The sequence below is a fragment of the Colwellia sp. MB02u-10 genome (genome assembly GCF_014077185.1).
In the GTDB taxonomy this organism is placed as follows: Bacteria; Pseudomonadota; Gammaproteobacteria; order Enterobacterales; family Alteromonadaceae; genus Cognaticolwellia.
Map to the genome: position 1 here is coordinate 104836 of NZ_JACGVK010000117.1, position 18090 is coordinate 122925.

Here is an 18090-nt window from a genome sequence, read left to right on the forward strand (position 1 = left end):
ACTTTTTTTTAAATGATTCACTTTTGTGCTTGAATCATAAAAACAAACCCCCATAATTAGCATTATTATATTTACCTATTTTGAAATTTAAGAACTACTTTGGAGTTTTTCATGGCTAACGAGTCAACAGAGAATAAAAGTGCTGAAGATATTTTAGCAGAAAAATTATCCGCTGAAATTATTGAGGATGCAGAAGAGCAAGTTGAAGTTCAACTTGACGCTGCAGCTGAAAACATCAGTGTTGAGCAAGAAAAAATAAACGAACTTGAACTCGCCTTAGCTACCGCTAAATCAACGGTTGCCGATCAAAAAGATTCAGTTATTCGTGCGAAAGCAGAAGTTGATAATGTTCGTCGCCGTGCGTCACAAGATGTTGAAAAAGCCCGTAAGTTTGCTTTAGAAAAATTTGCTGCTGAAATGTTAACAACAGTAGACAACTTAGAGCGAGCATTACAAAATATCGATAAAGATGACGAAAGTAATACTGCTATCATCGAAGGTATTGAGTTAACTTATCAAGGTTTATTAGCTTCGTTAGAGAAATTTTCGATTCAAGCGATTGATCCACAAGATCAACCATTTAATCCTGATTTGCATCAAGCGATGTCAATGCAAGAAGTTGAAGGTGTTGCGCCTAATACCGTTATTGCCGTTATGCAAAAAGGTTATGAGTTAAACGGTCGTTTAATTCGCCCAGCTATGGTGATGGTGTCAAAAGCTAAGCCGAGTGTAGATACCACCGCATAATTTTATTATTCGGTAATTTTGCACGACAAGAAAAGCCAGACAAATGTTTGGCTTTTTTATGTGCAAGATTTGATCTTTTTAAGTACAAAAAAATCGCCCCAAGTCACACTATCACCATGCAAAACCCACACTATCACCTGGCTAAATTCACATTATCACTGTAGGCCCTTGTAGGGTGGACTTTAGTCCATCAAGTTAAATGAAATTTAACCGTCTTCAGCATAAACACCGAAAAAAAAATAATACCCGCGATAGCTGTTTGTTAACCCATCAGATTAATTGCTAGCTTAAGGGGTGTCAGACTAAAGTCCGACCTACAAAACCTACAAAACCCACAAAAACAATTGCCCAAGGCCAAGTTACTACTTGTAGGGTGGACTTTAGTCCACCAAGTTAAATGAAATTTAACCGTCTTCAGATAAATGCCCATCAACAAAGCAAAATTATGGTTAATGCCATTAACTAATGAGTATTTATTTAATGACCATGTTCTTGCTATGTTTTCTAAACTATATTTTTGCATAATCATTGTGTAGCTCTTTACTACTAATGGTATAGACCGCAAATGCTTAATTGTTAGTAATAAAAAGCAGAGCAAATAAAAACGGATGTTTTTTACTTATTTCGATAAAAATAGTTGAAAAAACTTTTTCCTGCCCCCACTAACTGTTCATCGAAAGATTTAATCTTTATTTTTAACGTAATAAGTATTCGGAGATCCTCAAGATGGGCAAAATAATTGGTATTGACCTAGGGACAACAAACTCTTGTGTTGCTGTTCTAGATGGCGGTAAAGCACGTGTAATTGAAAATGCAGAAGGCGATCGTACAACTCCTTCAATCATAGCTTACACAGAAGAAGGCGAAACGTTAGTGGGTCAACCTGCTAAACGTCAGTCAGTAACAAACCCTAAAAACACATTGTACGCCATTAAGCGTTTAATTGGTCGTCGTTTTGAAGATGAAGAAGTTCAACGCGATATAAAAATTATGCCATTTGGTATTGTTAAAGCCGACAACGGTGATGCTTGGGTAACGGCGCGTGATAAAAATATCGCTCCACCACAAGTTTCTGCTGAAGTTTTAGCAAAAATGAAAAAAACAGCTGAAGACTATTTAGGCGAGAAAGTCACTGAAGCCGTTATTACGGTTCCTGCTTACTTTAACGATGCACAACGTCAAGCAACTAAAGATGCGGGTCGTATTGCCGGTCTTGAAGTTAAACGTATCATCAACGAGCCAACTGCTGCTGCCCTTGCTTACGGCATGGACAAGCAAGAAGGTGACAAAGTTGTTGCGGTATACGATTTAGGTGGTGGTACATTTGATATCTCTATCATCGAAATTGATGAAGTTGAAGGCGAGCACACGTTTGAAGTACTAGCGACTAACGGCGACACTCACCTAGGTGGTGAAGATTTTGATAACCGTTTAATCAACTACCTAGTAGCTGAATTCAAGAAAGATCAAGGCATGGATTTAACCACTGATCCTCTTGCTATGCAGCGTTTGAAAGAAGCGGCAGAAAAAGCAAAATGTGAGCTTTCTTCAGCACAACAAACCGATGTTAACTTACCTTACATCACTGCTGATGGTTCAGGCCCTAAGCACATGAACATCAAAGTTACGCGTGCTAAATTAGAGTCTTTAGTTGAAGACATGGTTAAAGCCACTTTAGGTCCGCTTAAACAAGCACTTAAAGATGCTGACCTTTCAATTAGTGACATTAACGACGTTATCATGGTAGGTGGTCAAACACGTATGCCTATGGTACAAAAAGTTGTGACTGAATTCTTTGGTAAAGAACCTCGTAAAGATGTTAACCCTGATGAAGCTGTAGCTGCAGGCGCTGCGATTCAAGCGGGTGTACTTTCTGGTGATGTAACTGACGTACTATTATTAGACGTTACGCCATTATCATTAGGTATTGAGACTATGGGCGGCGTGATGACGAAAGTTATCGAGAAAAACACCACTATCCCAACTAAGCAATCTCAAACATTCTCTACCGCAGACGACAACCAAGCGGCAGTAACAGTACATGTTGTGCAAGGCGAGCGTAAGCAAGCTTCAGCAAACAAATCTCTTGGTCAATTTAACCTTGAAGGTATTGACGCTGCACCACGTGGTACGCCACAAATTGAAGTAACTTTCGATTTAGATGCTGATGGTATCTTGCACGTAACAGCGAAAGATAAGAATACTGGTAAAGAGCAAAAAATCACCATTAAAGCCTCTTCTGGTTTATCAGATGAAGAAGTAGAGCAAATGGTACGTGACGCGGAAGCAAATGCTGACGAAGATGCGAAATTTGAAGAGCTTGTACAAGCTCGTAACCAAGCTGATGGCATGGTTCACGCAACGCGTAAGCAAATTGAAGAAGCAGGCGACGATTTACCAAGCGAAGACAAAGAAAAAATTGAAACAGCATTAGATGAACTTAACGTTGCCATTAAAGGCGAAAGTAAAGAAGAGATCGATGCCAAAACTCAAGCGGTTGTTGAAGCTTCAGCTAAGTTAATGGAAATTGCTCAAGCTAAAGCTCAAGCACAAAGTGGCGCACCTGAAGGCGAAGCTCCTGAAGCTGATGCACCAGGCGGCGACGATGTAGTTGACGCTGAGTTTGAAGAAGTTAAAGACGACAAGTAGTTAATTGTTAGCTTGCCACTATATTGCTCAATAGCAGCGCGGACATGCTCACATACATTGTATGCTTGGCGTGTTCACCTTGTTCTAGAAGGATACAGTGACAACAAAAAACAATTAAACTTTGTGGTTTAGTTACCATAAATAAAGCGCTGATAGTTATCAGCGCTTTATTATGTAAAGTAACAACGAAAAATTAATTATTACCTGATGTTAATTTGCTTAGATTTTTAAGGTGTTAAAGTGAACGCTACAGCGTCTAAGAAAGAAGTTAAACAAATTAGTATCCATAAATTTAGTATCCATAAATAGAAGTAAAGAAATCAAACCTATGTCAAAACGCGATTATTATGAAGTGCTTGAAGTGTCTAAAGATGCAGCTGAGCGCGATATCAAAAAAGCTTACAAACGTTTAGCAATGAAATATCACCCAGATAGAACACAAGGTGATAAATCAAAAGAAGAACAGTTTAAAGAAGTTAAAGAAGCTTATGAAATATTAAACGATGATCAAAAACGTGCGGCGTATGATCAATACGGCCATGCGGCGTTTGAACAAGGCGGACACGGCGGCGGCGGTGGCGGTTTTGGCGGCGGACAAGATTTTGGTGATGCCTTCGGTGATATTTTTGGCGACATTTTTGGTGGCGGTGGCGGTGGTCGCGGTCGTGGTGGTCAATCTCGCCAGCGTCGTGGCTCAGATTTACGCTACAACCTTGACCTTAGTCTTGAAGAAGCCGTTAAAGGTAAGACCTTAGAAATTCAAATCCCCACATTTGTTAGTTGTGACCCTTGTGATGGCAGTGGCGCTAAAAAAGGCACCAGTGCGAAAACGTGTTCAACCTGTCATGGTCATGGCCAAGTACAAATGCGTCAAGGCTTGTTTGCTGTGCAACAAACCTGTCCAACCTGTTCTGGTAAAGGTAAAGTTATTACCGACCCTTGTACTTCATGTCGTGGTCAAGGTCGTGTTGAAAAAGAAAAAACCTTATCTGTTAAAATTCCACCGGGTGTTGATACCGGCGATAGAATACGTTTGTCAGGTGAAGGTGAAGCCGGTGAACATGGCGCACCCGCAGGTGACTTATATGTGCAAGCGAATGTTCGAGATCACAAAATATTTGTTCGAGATGAAAATCACTTATTTTGTGAAGTACCGATCAGCTTCACAACAGCTGCTTTAGGTGGCGACATTGAAGTACCAACGCTTGAAGGTAAAGTTAAGCTGAAAATACCAAAAGAAACCCAAACAGGCAAAATGTTCCGTTTGCGTGGCAAAGGTGTCAAGTCAGTACGCAGCCATTCAGTGGGCGACTTAATGTGTAAGGTAGTGATTGAAACGCCGATTAGTTTATCGGGCGATCAAGCCGACTTACTTCGCCAATTAGAAGAAAAAATGGGTAAAAGCACCAGCAAGCATAGCCCAAAAGAAACCGGTTTTTTTGACGGTGTGAAAAATTTCTTCGATGATCTTAAAAGCTAAGATAACTCGAATATAGCTCGAATACAGTTCGATAATAACTCAACACTAAAATCCCGCACTATGTTGCGGGATTTTTATGTGCAGAATGTAGGGCAGTTTTTTTGTTCTCGACAAAAATTAAGTACCTACATTATGTAGGCTATATTTAGGCAATGTCGCGAGTGCATGGATACACGTGTATTTACAGGATGCACTATTCATCATCAAAAATGGGTAATACGCCGCTGCGGCTATGCTCAAAAATAAGTGAAGTTTCTACTGTGGTGACTTCTTCGCGAGAAGTAATGGCATTGAAAACAAATTGACGTAGGTGTTCACTATCTTTTACCGACATATGAATAAAGTAATCATAGCTTCCGCCCATGTGATATAAGCTGACAATTTCAGGTAGCTTAAGTAGATCATCTCTCAGTTTATTGACAATTAACTCTGAATACGGTTGTAGCTTTATTGCTGCTATTGCTTCAATGTTGCCACCAATACTCTTGAAGTTGATATCAATAAAAGCGTTATTGATTACGCCATTATTTTTCATGCGTTTAACACGCTCTAAACAAGTTGAGGGCGCTATACCTATCTGCGATGCTAACTCTTTGTTGGTAATATCTGCGTCTTTATAAAGCAAGGTGAGAATACGTAAATCTATATCATCAAGTTTTTTCATTTATACATTAGCCTTTGGGAAATATTTGCTGGGTTTTCTTTTCATCTATTTACATATTACACTTATTAAATGCAATATTACCAGTGAGCGGACTATAAAGATGAATTATTTTCGATATTAATGCATCTTTCCGAATTTTTGTCATTAATGGCTGCCGATGTAAATTAAAACGTTTACAAATTAACAGCTTAACAAATTTGTAAAAACACGCTATGTGACATATTATGTCATGCGGTCAATAAATTGATGAGAACAAATGATGATTAAAAGTGTTAATGATTTCTTAAATCTTGAAGCGGCCAGTGGCATTATTTTAATGTTTGCTGCCGTAGCGGCGATGATTATCGCCAATTCGCCGTTTATGGTCTACTACGACATGCTGTTGAACATTCCCGTTCAGGTTGCGGTTGGCAGTTTTGAAATAGCTAAACCACTATTATTGTGGATAAATGACGGCCTAATGGCGTTGTTCTTCTTTCTTGTGGGTTTAGAGCTTAAGCGAGAATTTATAGAAGGAGATTTATCACAACCAGGACAAGTGACATTGCCGGCCATAGGCGCTTTAGGCGGAATGTTGATACCTGCCTTATGTTATGTCGCCTTTAATTATAATGATCCAGATGCGATTAATGGTTGGGCAATTCCAACCGCTACCGATATTGCTTTTGCCTTAGGTATTTTGTCGATTATCGGTAGTAAGGTACCGTTACAACTCAAGGTGTTTTTAACCTCGTTAGCTATATTTGACGATTTAGGCGCTATTATTGTTATTGCTTTATTTTATACCGATCAACTTTCATTATTATCCTTAGTGGTTGCCGCCAGTATCATCGCTATATTATTTGCTATGAATAAACGTGGCGTCACCAATACCGCACCTTATATTTTCTTAGGTGTTGTACTTTGGATAGCGGTATTAAAGTCGGGTGTACATGCGACATTAGCTGGTGTTGTGTTAGCGTTTTTTATTCCTATCAAAGGTAAAGAGGGTGAGGCATCACCGCTGAAGTCTTTAGAGTATAATTTGCATTCGTTGGTTGCCTTTATTATCTTACCGGTATTTGCTTTTGCTAATGCGGGAATAAGCTTTGCGGGTGTTGGTATTGAGCAAGTGATGGCACCTGTACCCTTAGGCATTATTGTGGGCTTGGTTGTTGGCAAGCAACTTGGGGTGTTTGGTTTTTGTTTTATTGCTATAAAGTTGGGTTGGGCAAAAATGCCCGCTAAGGTAAATTGGCGCTTGCTTTATGGTGCGGCCATATTATGTGGCGTGGGTTTTACCATGAGCTTATTTATTGGCTCTTTAGCCTTCGAGCAAGGCAATGGCGTTAACCTTATGTTTCAAGACAGGTTAGGCATTGTGATTGGTTCACTGATATCAGGTGTTTTTGGTTACTTCATTATTAAAGGTGGTGTTGACAGTCTTGAAGAAAGTGACGATATAAAAGAATAAATGCAGATAATAAATACTATACAAAATAAAAAAGGTTTACTCATGAAAATAGAAAAATTTAATATCCCAGTAAAATCGCTTGTCGTTGTTGCAGCAGTTGTTGTTGCTGGCATTGGCTCTGTGTATACGGTTAACGAAGGTCATATCGGCATTGTAAAACGCTTTAGTGAAGCAAAAGAGCAGGTAAATCCGGGTCTACATTTTAAAGTTCCTTTTATTGATAGCGTTGAAGAAATAGAAGTGCGAACCCGTAAAAATGAAGAAAAAATGGCCTCAAGTACCAAAGAGCAAATGCCGGTCACTATTAGCGTATCAGTGAATTGGACAGTCGATAAAGCCGCGGCATTGGAGTTATTTAGACAATATGGTGGCTTGTCACAATTTGAAAACCGAATTTTAGATCCCCGCTTTAGATCAGCGACAAAAGATGTTATTCCACAATATGACGCGGAAAAGCTTATTCAAGACAGAGCGGGTGCGATTCAAGCGATTGAAGCTAACTTCATTGAAGAAATGAAAGAGTTTCCGGTAACTGTCGATAATATTCAAATTGAAAATATTCAACTTCCTGCGAAGTATTTAACCTCAATTGAAACTAAACAAACCGAGAAAAATCTAGCTGACGCCGAAAAGCACAAGTTAGCCAGACAGAACCTTGAAGCACAGCGTGATGTAAACACCGCTAAAGCCAAAGCGGATGGTATTAAATTAGTCGCGATTGCTGAAGCTGAGTCTATTCGAATTAAAGGTTTGGCAGAAGCCGAGGCTATCACGGCTAAAGCGAAAGCACTGGGTAATAATCCGTTAATTGTGAAGCTGACTGAAGCGCAAAATTGGGATGGTAAATTACCTGCAACCATTTTAGGCAGCAGTAATATGCCGATTTTAGATATGAGAAGCACTAAAGATTAGGCTACATTTTAATACTAGATTTTAAATGATGATTTTAAACGGCGAGGTAACAATCGCCGTTTTTCGTTAAAACTATGTTTAATTGATGCTATCGGACTGGAATTTCTCTGGCTTAGTGGTTCCTGAAATGCTCTATATCTAACATTCTTTATATCTGACATTAAGCTTTAACGGGCGATACTCTGCCTAGCAGGGTAACTGAGCTTTTTATAATAGCGGTTGTCGCCATAATACCAGAGAGTATGGGGCGATATGTTAGTAGATGAGTTTTTTAGTTAAAGGGAAAAATAAAAGGGCTTCTAGTTTACTAGAAGCCCTTTTTGCAGGTTAAACAATAATGCTTAGAAGTTTACGGTTACTTCATTTGAACATGCTGTTGATGCATCGCATATTTGGTAAATAAACTGACTCTCCGTAGTGCGACGTTCGCGGTCACGGTAAATTCCAGCATTTTCAACTGTGTCAATTTTAATACCATTACGGAAAATATCTACCATATCAGCGGAAGTACCTTCCCATGTAATATCAACACGTAAGCGACCTAAACGAGATTTATATGCTCGTTTAACGGCAGCTTCAATATTGGTTGATGAAACAGTAACAATGACAGTTTCACTGCTGCTTAAGCCTTCAGCGTCTGTTACGGTAAGCATAACATCATAGTTGCCTGTTTCTGCGAAGGTATGAATAGGGTTTTGTTCGCTCGATACTACACCATCACCAAAGCTCCAGTTCCAACTCACCATATCGTCATTTCTGTCGGTACTGTTGTCAGTAAAGGTAGCTGTAAGGCCATCTGCTTCATAAGCAAAGCTAACTTCTGGTGCGCTAGGCAGTACTTCACCAATACCGGTAATAGTAATTGCCCAGTTGTTTAATGAGCCCGTATCCGCTGCTGCATTATCTGCAACACTCAATATCCAATCGCCGGTTGTTACTTCACCATTGAACGCATCAGAGCTAAAGGTTTTGTCAATGTTCTGTTCGTTACCACCTGATGCATTGTGTAACACAGCAGAAGTACCTGCAGGAGAGGTTAACATTACCGTTAAGTCACCAATCCAAGTGTGAGTGATATTGACATAAATATCTGATGCAAATACTGTGAGCTCATCTGCAACATTAATGACTGAAGTTATGCCGGTAGCATCGTTATCTGGAATGCTCATAACTTCATCATTAGTGTAAGTTAACTCAATCAAACCTTGTGGGTTAACCATTAAGAGAACGCTTGCTGTTTTCACTAGTTCGTCACTGGTTGCTGTTACCGTAAAGTCATACTCCCCCCATGGTGTTTCGCTGGTGGTTGATACAGTCAATTCAAATGTTGTACCTGGTGTCGCTGTGTCAGTTGACAATATCGCGCCAGCAAGTGAGCCAACTAATGTTAAGCTAACTTCACCATCCCATTCAGCAACAGAACCGATGTCAAAACTATAAGTTGCTGTTTCGCCAGCTTCAATTGTAGTCGAATTTGGTGTCGCTTTAAGCGTAAACCCTGGAGATGGATCTGCGTCAAGTAAAGCGGTATGTATATTCAAGCGTTTACCCGAAACTGTTTTGCCTTCCGTTGCTGGGTTAGCATCACCAGAATTCATTAATAATTCTTTTAACTCGACCGCAGATAACTCAGGGTTAACTGATAATACTAATGCTGCAGCACCTGCTACATGTGGTGTAGCCATTGATGTGCCGGTAAAAGAAGAATAGCCGCCACCAGGTACAGTCGACAGTATATTACGCGCAGGAGCGGCAATATCGACGGAGGTTAAACCGTATTGTGATGATGTGTACATAGCATCAGTATGGTTAGTTCCCGCGACGGCAAGAACGCTGTCGTGATCATAGCTTGCCGGGTAGCTAGGGCTAGCATCATTATCATAGCCGCCATTACCAGCCGCTGCGACAAATAAGATATTGGCATCTGAAGTTGCCGTTATTGCGTCGTATAACGTTTGGCTAAAACCACCACCACCCCAACTGTTATTTAAGGTACTGATGTCAACGTTATGGTTATTCTTTAAGCCAACAAAATAATCGAGACATGTCAAAGCATCTGAGGTTGAACCACTGCCTGCCGAATCCAAAAACTTGCAACCAATAATAGATACATTGTGGTTAACACCAACAACCCCTATACCATCATTACCTGTTGCGCCAATGGTGCCCGATACATGAGTACCATGGCCATTGTCATCCATGGGGTCACCACTATTGGTAATAGCGTTAATACCATGAATATCATCAATATAGCCATTGTTATCATTATCGATGCCATCTCCTGCAATTTCGCCAGGGTTTACCCAGATGTTTGCTGCTAAGTCTGGGTGCGTATGATCAACACCTGTATCGATAACACCAACAATGACATCGCGGCTACCGGTAGAAATATCCCAAGCTTCAGGCGCATCAATATCAGCATCATCTACGCCGCCTGTTTGTCCTGTGTTATGCATGCCCCAAAGTTCATCAAATCGTGCATCATCTGGAATACCAGCGATGCTGACAATGTAGTCAGGTTCAGCATATAAAACCGCTGAGTTTTTGCGTAACTCTTTTAGTGCATTTTTCACTGACATATTACTATTGAGTGAAAATTTTGCTATGCGGCCTTTATTTAAGTTGCGATATTTATCATCAATTTCGTCATTGTTTAGATCAGAAATTTTAGCCTGAACAAGGTTACGAGCAGCGCGACGGTCAAATTGAGAGGCATTGTTCTTATAGACAACAATAATTGAGTCTGATTTGTAAGTAAGGTTTTTTACTGAATTTAGCTCGATTGATGCATTTGCTAATAATGGCAGTAAGGCTAAAGTTAAAGCCGATAATTTTGCTTTCATTTTTTGCTCCATATTTATTTAGTATTGTATTTACATTATTTATAGCCCAAAAATAAGCGTTAGGCCGTAGTCCTTTATTTTTAACTTTTCTACTTTCTATGGGTTTACGCAACCTTATTACTTTAATCATAAAAATAGAGTTGTGACTATAAAATTGCAACAAACACGACTTTCTCATTACTATAAAGATGTTTTTTTAATATTTTTACTACTTTTTTACTACTTTTTGTTGATTGTAATTAGCGCGCTAAAACTAGTCCTTTTTTAGTGCTTTTTAATTGTTAACATTTTCATATTCAATTTATATCTATTTTTTTCTCTTATCTTATTGTTTTTTAAGTTTTTATTTAAATAATGAAATAGGGTGATGTTTATTGATTGGTAAACGACGTAGAGTTCTTAACGCAACGAAATAAAGCGAACTGCGCTTTTATTGGAATTGTTGAGGTTAGTAAAGCAAAAGACTGAAAAGTGCCTTTTTTTGATGGTTTATCTATTGATGTAATCTGCAAATTTACTAATGATAGCGCTACTCCAATAAAACCAGTTAAGTGAAGTGAGACAAATAAAGCTGGTACTTCAAAATCTCACTGCAAAAATTTTTAATAAAATTACTGGTTTTTTTAATAATAGTATTCGTATTATTTTCAAAACTACTATGGGAATACAAAACGCTACTACAGATAAGAAAAGTAAGCTGCTTATCCATTAATAATATATATGGGTTAAATTTTTACTCATATAAAACAAAAATAGGGATATATTTTGAAACTTAATAAATCATTAATTGCTTGTGCTGTCTTTATGGCACTTGGACTAAACCAAAGCGCTTTTGCTGTTGAAGAAACAAAAGTAGAAACTGAAAGCACTATTATTCAATCCGATTTAATGGTGAGTGCCTCAGGCAATGTCATTGTTATATCTCAGACCTCTGCTGAAGGTGTTGATGAAGGTAACGAAACGGCTGTTATGCAAGAAGGTGACTTTAACGGTGACAGCTTTACTGTTATTGGTGAAGGCAATATCACTGAAATTATTCAAATTGGCAGTGATAACTTAGCTCTTGGTTCTTATACGGGTAATAATAATCTGCTGTTCGTTGAACAAAATGGTGATATTAACGAAACAGATAACAAGGTTACAGGTAATGACAACAGCATCGAAGTGACTCAATTAGGTGCGGGTTATTTGGGTATTGGTAACCGTGTGATTAACCAAGTGCTAGGCGATGGTAATTTTATTGCTATAGATCAAGCTGAAGGTGGTCATTGGGCATTTAATAACGAAATGGTTGGGGTTAACAATGATCTCGACATTGTACAAGACGGCGAATGGCATGAAGCTTATTTTAGAAGCATAGTGGGTGACTTCAATGCGGCTGAAGTCACTCAAGATGGTTATTGGAATGTGATAAATATTTCAGCGATTGCAGGTAATGCTAACGAATTGGCTATTGAACAAGATGGTGATCGTAATCAGGTGACTATTGCATCAGTTGATGGCGATGAAAATGAAATCTCTATTGATCAAGAAGGTGACCGCAATACTGCTGAATCAGGTATTTATGCGGGTATAGCTAACTCAACAGATATTATGCAAAACGGTAGTGATAACAGTGCTACTTTTGAAGCTATCGGTGATGATAATGAGTTTAATTACCTGCAAGTAGGTGATAGTAACATTAGTTATATTGGCGCTATCGGTGTTAATAACGAATACTCATCAGTACAAATAGGTAACTTAAATGAAAGCCACGTGGTTAACTTTAATGGTAACGACAATGACATTGACGTGATGCAATCAGGCGATGAAAACGTCGTCATTTTAGAGGCTTCAGTTGACAATAATGAGTTGACTACCAGCGAAAATGACATTGAAATCGCGCAAACAGGTTATGCTAACGACGCCGTGGTTATGTTAAGTACGATGATTAGTAGCAATACTAATACCATTGATATTGCCCAAAGCGGTGAGTTGAACTCATTAGATATTTTAGTTGAAGGTAGTAATCATGACATTAATATTGAGCAAATAGGTAATGAAAACTTAATCACTGGCGAAGGGGGGGACACTATGCTAATTGGCGGTACTAATGTCGCTTTTAATGTCAGCCAATTTGGTAATGGTAACATTGTTGAAGGTTCATTTATTAGTGATTCTGGTTCTGTTTCAATCACACAAGTAGGTGATTGGAATGCGGCAGTAATTGTGCAGCAATAATTGCTTATATTCTATAAGTTAATAAGGGGCTTAAAGCCCCTTTTTATGTCTCATTATATGTCTCATGATATGTCTAAATATATCTGCTTTTGTATGGTAACACTCTCCTTGTTATCTACTCCTATGTCTTACGCCACTAACGAAGTTGAAGAAGTCGAAATAGGGGGCCTATTACTTGATAACACTAAGAGTCGTTTAGGTCATGATTTTTATTTTAAATTTAGTCAGTTATGGCGTGACATACCAAATACGCAAGGCATAAATGCGCAATTAATTGAGCAAATTGTGCCGATGGCGGGTACTAAACTTAGCTTATTACTCAATGGTCGCATTATTTATGTTACTTATTTTGGCCGTCGTCAATCACCCGTTCAAAATAAAGTGGAGCAAGCTATATTTATCTTGATTGATGCTATGGCGAAAACTCAATATAACCAAGACAGTATAGATATGGCTAGCAGTGGTTGGTAGCAATGGTTGGTAATTAAAAGGCAGTAACAATGAAGAAATTAATTTTAGTGTTGGTGGTTTATCTTAGCTTAAGTAATTATGCGTTAAGTACAGAATTAGTTTACACACCCATTAATCCCAGTTTTGGAGGTAGCGCGTCAAACGGTGGTTTTTTGTTAAGCAAAGCACAAGCGCAAAATAAACATACAGCAACACGGAGTGAACAAAGCTTTGAAGAAAAAGTATCAGACGCATTAGAGCGTGCAACCCTCAGTGATATTGTCAGTAAATATAAAGATACGGTCTTAGGTGAAAATACCAACCTAAATATTGGTGAAGACGAGAGCTTTATTAGTGGTGACTATCAAATTGATATTTTATCTGCGAACAGTGATGCAATTACAATAGAAATTACTGATTTGTTGACGGGAAAAATAACAATAATTGAAATACCGAAGTTTGGATGAATAAATGAAAAAAATTATAATCGTGAGTCTTGTCAGTTTCTTGTCGGCCTGTAGTGTTCTGGATACCGCGAGTAACTTATTTCCGCCAGAGCAGTCGTTAGCAACAAAGATGACGCCACTTGAAAGCTTTAAAGAACTAAAGTCGCTGCCTAAGCCTAAAGGTGCCATACCTGTGTCGGTATATTCTTATCGTGACCAAACAGGGCAATACAAACCACAGGCGAATGTCAGTTCATTTTCTACTGCGGTAACGCAAGGAGCAACGTCTATTCTAATGCAAGCATTAAGTGATTCTGACTGGTTCTTGCCGGTAGAGCGTGAAGGTCTACAAAATGTATTAACTGAGCGAAAAATTACCCGTGCGGCAAATCAAGCAAGTAAAGCCACAGAAAATATTGAATTACCTCCTTTGACCACAGCTAAAATACTACTTGAAGGCGGTATTATCAGCTATGACTCTAATACTAAAACGGGTGGTTTTGGTGCGGAATATTTTGGTATTGGTGCTTCAGAGCTTTATCGTGAAGATCAGATCACTGTGTATTTACGTGCGGTTGATGTTCGAACTGGACAAGTTCTGGTGTCGGTATCCACTAATAAAAAGGTCTTGAGTCAAGAAGTACGAGCTGGATTTTTCCGCTATGTCAGCTTTAAGCGTTTAGCTGAAGCTGAAGGTGGTTTTAGTGAAAATGAACCCATGCATGTTTGTGTGCAGCAAGCGATTGAAAAAGCTATTACGGAATTGGTGGTGAAAGGAATTAAGCGCAAAGTCTGGCGAGCTGATACTTAGCTGATGTCAGTGTATGTTTGCTTTTTTATTATTAAGTTCTAAAGGTGAGAACACATTTAGAACTGAGCACACTCACCCATTTATTATTGTAAAAGTGTTAATCTTATTTATCCCGTGATGAAATCTGTAAATATATTGGATGATGGGACAGTTTGTATTTTAAAAATTCAGGTTATTAACTCAGGTTATTAACTCAGGTTATTAATTAAGTGTAGCTGTATAACGTTGTGTTCGACTAATAAGCTCAATACGATTTCGTGAGCTGGTTTTTCGAAAAATACTGTAGAGGTGTGTTTTTACCGTATTGGGACTAATATTGAGTTGTTCTGCTATTTCTTTATTTTGAGCGCCTCTAGAAACTAAGCCGATGATTGTTCTTTCTCGCTTGGTTAACGTAGGAAAAATCATATCCGTGTTGTCATCAAAAAGTTTAGTTTGCTGAATTTTGTTGTTTCTTAATAAGTCGCTAATGGCTTTGTTCATGGTCGTGCGTTTAAACCAAGACTCTTCTTTCATGATAGCGTCAAAACCTTTTAATATGATGTCAGGTCGATCCTTGGTATAAAATACGCCTTTTACATTGGACAGTAAGGCAGTTTTCTCACAGGTTATTCCGTCGGTAGCATTAAACAGTATGGTGGTATTATTAGCGGCAAGCGCTGTAATGTTAGTGGGTAAACCTTTTCCTACTTGATAATCCAATAAGTCGATTAGCAAAAATTGATATGAAAGTAATTCTGATTTATCAGGAAGTTTATTCCCTATCTCAATATTAATATTACAGGCTTTGATTAAGCCAGTGAAGCGATTGAGCAGCGTTAAGTGTGATTCCCCTGCTATATCAACTGTTGAAGTCAGTATAAACGCACGTAGTTTTGTCATATCCGTTGACATAATTAACTCTCCGAATTGCTAACCATAATTGTAAAACTCACTTGCTAAACTATTTACTAACATAGTGATAATATATACTAGCTGCTTGAAATTTAGTTGTGAATTAAATTATAATTCACATTTTTACAATTCATTGCTTAAAGATAAGTTTTTTACTTTTAATTATATATTTACATTAACTTTACAATCAATAATATACGCCGTTAGTTTATCTATGTCTATCCTAGAGCTATTTTGTTTTTAGCTTTTTGGGGTGATATACGGGCATGACTTTCCTGATTTATTAGAGTAAGTTATGCGATACTTGGCGTGATAGTAATTAATAACTAACTTAATATATTTGGCTTTCATGAAACATTGTTTTAATGATTTAATCTGCATTTTTGAAGACACTTTTAAAGAAAAATATAATACTCGATTAATAAAAGGGGATGGTGAACCGCTCTATTTACCGGTTCATGATAAATGTTCATACCATCAAATTATTTTTGCTCATGGCTATTATGCTAGTGCGTTACATGAGGTTTCTCATTGGTGCTTGGCAGGGGCTTCGCGGCGATTATTAGAAGACTTTGGCTATTGGTATATTCCTGATGGTCGTGATCAAAGCCAACAACAAGCATTTGAGCAAGTAGAGATTAAACCGCAGGCCATTGAATGGGCGTTATGTGTCGCTACAGGAAAAGCTTTTGATGTTTCTAGCGATAATCTGCTGGGTAACGGCGAAACTGACCGAGTGGCATTTAAAGCTAAGGTATACCAACAAGTGCTTGCCTATCTTGAATACGGTTTTCCTAACGATGCAGCAACATTTATTATCGCTTTAACAAATTATTATCAAACGCCTTGGCCTTTAATCTCTGGGCATTTTAAATTTTCGGACCATGAATGTTTTTGAAAATAATTTTTTTGAAAGTAATGTCATTAAAATTTAAATCCTCAGCAGAACCAGTGTCTTTGAAATAAATGGACGGAAAATTTATGAGATTAATTAATGAAACAATTTAAATTAGGCTTAGTCATTAATCCTATTGCCGGTATTGGTGGTAGTGTGGCATTAAAAGGTAGCGACGGTATGGGTATTGCTGAACAAGCGATTGCGCTTGGCGCTATGGCAAAGTCGAACACTAGAGCCACACTTGCGTTAGAAATATTGCTACCTTACAAAGAAAATATCATTATTTATACCGCTTCTGGCGATATGGGCGAGCATACAGCTAAAGCGTTAGGTTTTAACACCCAAGTGATATATAAAGTTGAAAATAGGCTTGGAGATAGGCTTACCACCGAGCTTGATACTGAGCAGGCAGTTACCGCATTAATCACTAAAGATATTGATTTACTGTTATTTGCTGGCGGTGATGGCACTGCACGTAATGTTTGCCATATTGTTGAAGACAAGTTTCCGGTATTGGGCATTCCTGCGGGTTGTAAAATTCATTCAGGTGTTTATGCTATTACGCCTAAAGCGGCTGGGCGAGTGGTCGAATTGATGATAACGAATCAATTAGTGAGCTTAACCGATGCTGACGTGATGGATATTGATGAAAGTTTATTTCGCCAAGGCATAGTAAAAGCAAAGCGCTTTGGTGAAATGCAAGTACCATCAGAGTTACGTTATATTCAAGCGGTTAAATCCGGTGGCATAGAGTCGGATGAGTTGGTGTTACAAGATATTGCCGCGGATGTTATCGCTAAAATGGATGACGAGCTATTTATTATTGGCTCAGGCTCTACCACGGCTTTTGTTATGGAAGAGTTGGCGCTTGAAAATACTTTACTGGGCGTCGATGCGATAAGCGAGCAAGCCTTAATCGCCAGTGATTTGACTGAACCTCAGCTTTGGCAGTTAATTCAGCCTTATGCACAAGGTAAAGTTAAGCTGCTTATTACCTTAATTGGTGGTCAAGGTCATATATTTGGCCGCGGTAATCAACAATTGAGCCCACGTGTTATTCGCGCTATAGGTAAAGAAAATATTATTATTATCGCAACAAAAGCAAAATTGAATGCGCTACAAGCTAGGCCTTTAATTGCTGACACCGGTGACAGCGAACTCGATATAGTTTTGTCGGGCTATTTGGCGGTTATCACAGGTTATAATGATCAAGTATTATATCCGGTTGCTAGTCCGCAATAATAAATAGCTCTGCCGAAAAAACTGTAAATATATTAAAAATAGACGCAGTTGAAAAACGAGTCTACATGAATTTGGAATTAAGTATGCAATTTGAAAACCTTACCGCGTTATATCACTTTTTAGATGAACAAGTTACACAAGATGTTAGCGGCGATGAACTATTTGCCGGGAGTTATTTAAGAGGATTTATTAGTTTAGCGAGCAGTGAATATGGCGATGAGTCACAAGTGTTAACGCAAACGTTAGCGATAAATATTAGTGAGAAGCTACAAGTTGCTCGTACTGAGCTTACGCCACAAGATCACCAAATTGTACAAGATTATTGGCTAGAATTAAAAACGGCTTTTACAGCGTAAGTTTACAACGTAAGTTTTACAGCGT

At 38.5% G+C, this 18090-nt stretch carries 15 protein-coding genes; 12 read left to right on the top strand and 3 right to left on the bottom strand.

What is annotated here, in order from left to right; translation table 11 throughout:
* Positions 1–111 precede the first annotated feature (111 nt).
* The 3 genes from grpE (at position 112) to dnaJ (ending at position 4876) form a co-directional block, all read left to right on the top strand.
* The gene (gene grpE, locus H4J59_RS09530; protein WP_182238859.1) at positions 112–747 is read left to right on the top strand and encodes a nucleotide exchange factor GrpE; all 636 of its coding nucleotides are present in this window, start codon (positions 112–114) and stop codon (positions 745–747) included.
* Positions 748–1473: 726 nt separating this feature from the next.
* On the top strand, positions 1474–3396 hold the full coding sequence (dnaK, locus tag H4J59_RS09535; RefSeq protein ID WP_182238861.1) for a molecular chaperone DnaK: 1923 nt from the start codon (positions 1474–1476) through the stop codon (positions 3394–3396).
* Positions 3397–3724: 328 nt separating this feature from the next.
* Positions 3725–4876 (top strand): molecular chaperone DnaJ, encoded by a 1152-nt coding sequence (gene dnaJ, locus H4J59_RS09540; protein WP_182238863.1) that lies wholly within the window; start codon positions 3725–3727, stop codon positions 4874–4876.
* Positions 4877–5069: 193 nt separating this feature from the next.
* On the opposite strand, the gene H4J59_RS09545 is transcribed toward dnaJ, so the two are convergent.
* Complete coding sequence (locus tag H4J59_RS09545) at positions 5070–5540, bottom strand: Lrp/AsnC family transcriptional regulator (RefSeq protein WP_182136577.1); 471 nt, start codon at positions 5538–5540, stop codon at positions 5070–5072.
* A 256-nt stretch (positions 5541–5796) separates the two neighbouring features.
* Between H4J59_RS09545 and nhaA the strand changes: the two genes are divergently transcribed.
* Together nhaA and H4J59_RS09555 are read left to right on the top strand one after the other, a co-directional pair.
* Entirely contained in the window at positions 5797–6993 is a 1197-nt protein-coding gene (nhaA, locus tag H4J59_RS09550; protein WP_404852016.1) for a Na+/H+ antiporter NhaA, read from the top strand.
* Between the two features lie 42 nt (positions 6994–7035).
* Complete coding sequence (locus tag H4J59_RS09555; RefSeq protein WP_182238865.1) at positions 7036–7905, top strand: prohibitin family protein; 870 nt, start codon at positions 7036–7038, stop codon at positions 7903–7905.
* Positions 7906–8246: 341 nt separating this feature from the next.
* Here the strand turns inward: H4J59_RS09555 and H4J59_RS09560 are convergent, their stop codons facing one another.
* Positions 8247–10748 carry a S8 family serine peptidase gene (locus tag H4J59_RS09560; protein ID WP_182238867.1) on the bottom strand — a complete coding sequence of 834 codons (2502 nt, stop codon included), beginning with the start codon at positions 10746–10748 and terminating at the stop codon, positions 8247–8249.
* A gap of 765 nt (positions 10749–11513) precedes the next feature.
* Here H4J59_RS09560 and H4J59_RS09565 point away from each other — a divergent pair.
* Genes H4J59_RS09565 through H4J59_RS09580 form a run of 4 tightly spaced genes read left to right on the top strand, consistent with a single transcriptional unit; the run spans position 11514 to position 14675 of the window.
* Positions 11514–12968 (top strand): curlin, encoded by a 1455-nt coding sequence (locus H4J59_RS09565; protein ID WP_182238869.1) that lies wholly within the window; start codon positions 11514–11516, stop codon positions 12966–12968.
* Between the two features lie 45 nt (positions 12969–13013).
* Entirely contained in the window at positions 13014–13439 is a 426-nt protein-coding gene (locus tag H4J59_RS09570; RefSeq protein WP_259369464.1) for a curli production assembly/transport protein CsgE, read from the top strand.
* A 29-nt stretch (positions 13440–13468) separates the two neighbouring features.
* Positions 13469–13885 (top strand): curli assembly protein CsgF, encoded by a 417-nt coding sequence (locus H4J59_RS09575; protein WP_182238871.1) that lies wholly within the window; start codon positions 13469–13471, stop codon positions 13883–13885.
* Positions 13886–13889: 4 nt separating this feature from the next.
* Positions 13890–14675: a CsgG/HfaB family protein gene (locus tag H4J59_RS09580; RefSeq protein WP_182238873.1), complete on the top strand. Its 786-nt coding sequence runs from the start codon at positions 13890–13892 to the stop codon at positions 14673–14675.
* A 201-nt stretch (positions 14676–14876) separates the two neighbouring features.
* Here the strand turns inward: H4J59_RS09580 and H4J59_RS09585 are convergent, their stop codons facing one another.
* Complete coding sequence (locus H4J59_RS09585) at positions 14877–15569, bottom strand: helix-turn-helix transcriptional regulator (RefSeq protein WP_182238874.1); 693 nt, start codon at positions 15567–15569, stop codon at positions 14877–14879.
* Between the two features lie 349 nt (positions 15570–15918).
* Between H4J59_RS09585 and H4J59_RS09590 the strand changes: the two genes are divergently transcribed.
* The 3 genes from H4J59_RS09590 to H4J59_RS09600 all read left to right on the top strand — a co-directional run bounded on the left by H4J59_RS09590 (position 15919) and on the right by H4J59_RS09600 (position 18065).
* Positions 15919–16467, top strand: coding sequence for an elongation factor P hydroxylase (locus H4J59_RS09590; protein ID WP_182238876.1), 549 nt, complete (start codon positions 15919–15921; stop codon positions 16465–16467).
* Positions 16468–16563: 96 nt separating this feature from the next.
* Positions 16564–17709 carry an ATP-NAD kinase family protein gene (locus H4J59_RS09595; protein WP_182238877.1) on the top strand — a complete coding sequence of 382 codons (1146 nt, stop codon included), beginning with the start codon at positions 16564–16566 and terminating at the stop codon, positions 17707–17709.
* Positions 17710–17792: 83 nt separating this feature from the next.
* A complete protein-coding gene (locus H4J59_RS09600; RefSeq protein WP_182238879.1) occupies positions 17793–18065 on the top strand; it encodes a YfcL family protein in 273 nt (90 codons plus the stop codon).
* Positions 18066–18090: the final 25 nt, after the last annotated feature.

What these genes read in the sequence shown, in the direction of transcription:
- H4J59_RS09575 (WP_182238871.1), top strand. Translation starts at nt 13,469, where the DNA reads ATGAAGAAATTAATTTTAGTGTTGGTGGTTTATCTTAGCTTAAGTAAT.
- H4J59_RS09580 (WP_182238873.1), top strand. Translation starts at nt 13,890, where the DNA reads ATGAAAAAAATTATAATCGTGAGTCTTGTCAGTTTCTTGTCGGCCTGT.
- dnaJ (WP_182238863.1), top strand. Translation starts at nt 3,725, where the DNA reads ATGTCAAAACGCGATTATTATGAAGTGCTTGAAGTGTCTAAAGATGCA.
- H4J59_RS09590 (WP_182238876.1), top strand. Translation starts at nt 15,919, where the DNA reads ATGAAACATTGTTTTAATGATTTAATCTGCATTTTTGAAGACACTTTT.
- H4J59_RS09545 (WP_182136577.1), bottom strand. Translation starts at nt 5,540, where the DNA reads ATGAAAAAACTTGATGATATAGATTTACGTATTCTCACCTTGCTTTAT.
- dnaK (WP_182238861.1), top strand. Translation starts at nt 1,474, where the DNA reads ATGGGCAAAATAATTGGTATTGACCTAGGGACAACAAACTCTTGTGTT.
- grpE (WP_182238859.1), top strand. Translation starts at nt 112, where the DNA reads ATGGCTAACGAGTCAACAGAGAATAAAAGTGCTGAAGATATTTTAGCA.
- H4J59_RS09570 (WP_259369464.1), top strand. Translation starts at nt 13,014, where the DNA reads ATGTCTCATTATATGTCTCATGATATGTCTAAATATATCTGCTTTTGT.
- H4J59_RS09600 (WP_182238879.1), top strand. Translation starts at nt 17,793, where the DNA reads ATGCAATTTGAAAACCTTACCGCGTTATATCACTTTTTAGATGAACAA.
- H4J59_RS09585 (WP_182238874.1), bottom strand. Translation starts at nt 15,569, where the DNA reads ATGTCAACGGATATGACAAAACTACGTGCGTTTATACTGACTTCAACA.
- H4J59_RS09595 (WP_182238877.1), top strand. Translation starts at nt 16,564, where the DNA reads ATGAAACAATTTAAATTAGGCTTAGTCATTAATCCTATTGCCGGTATT.
- H4J59_RS09560 (WP_182238867.1), bottom strand. Translation starts at nt 10,748, where the DNA reads ATGAAAGCAAAATTATCGGCTTTAACTTTAGCCTTACTGCCATTATTA.
- H4J59_RS09555 (WP_182238865.1), top strand. Translation starts at nt 7,036, where the DNA reads ATGAAAATAGAAAAATTTAATATCCCAGTAAAATCGCTTGTCGTTGTT.
- nhaA (WP_404852016.1), top strand. Translation starts at nt 5,797, where the DNA reads ATGATGATTAAAAGTGTTAATGATTTCTTAAATCTTGAAGCGGCCAGT.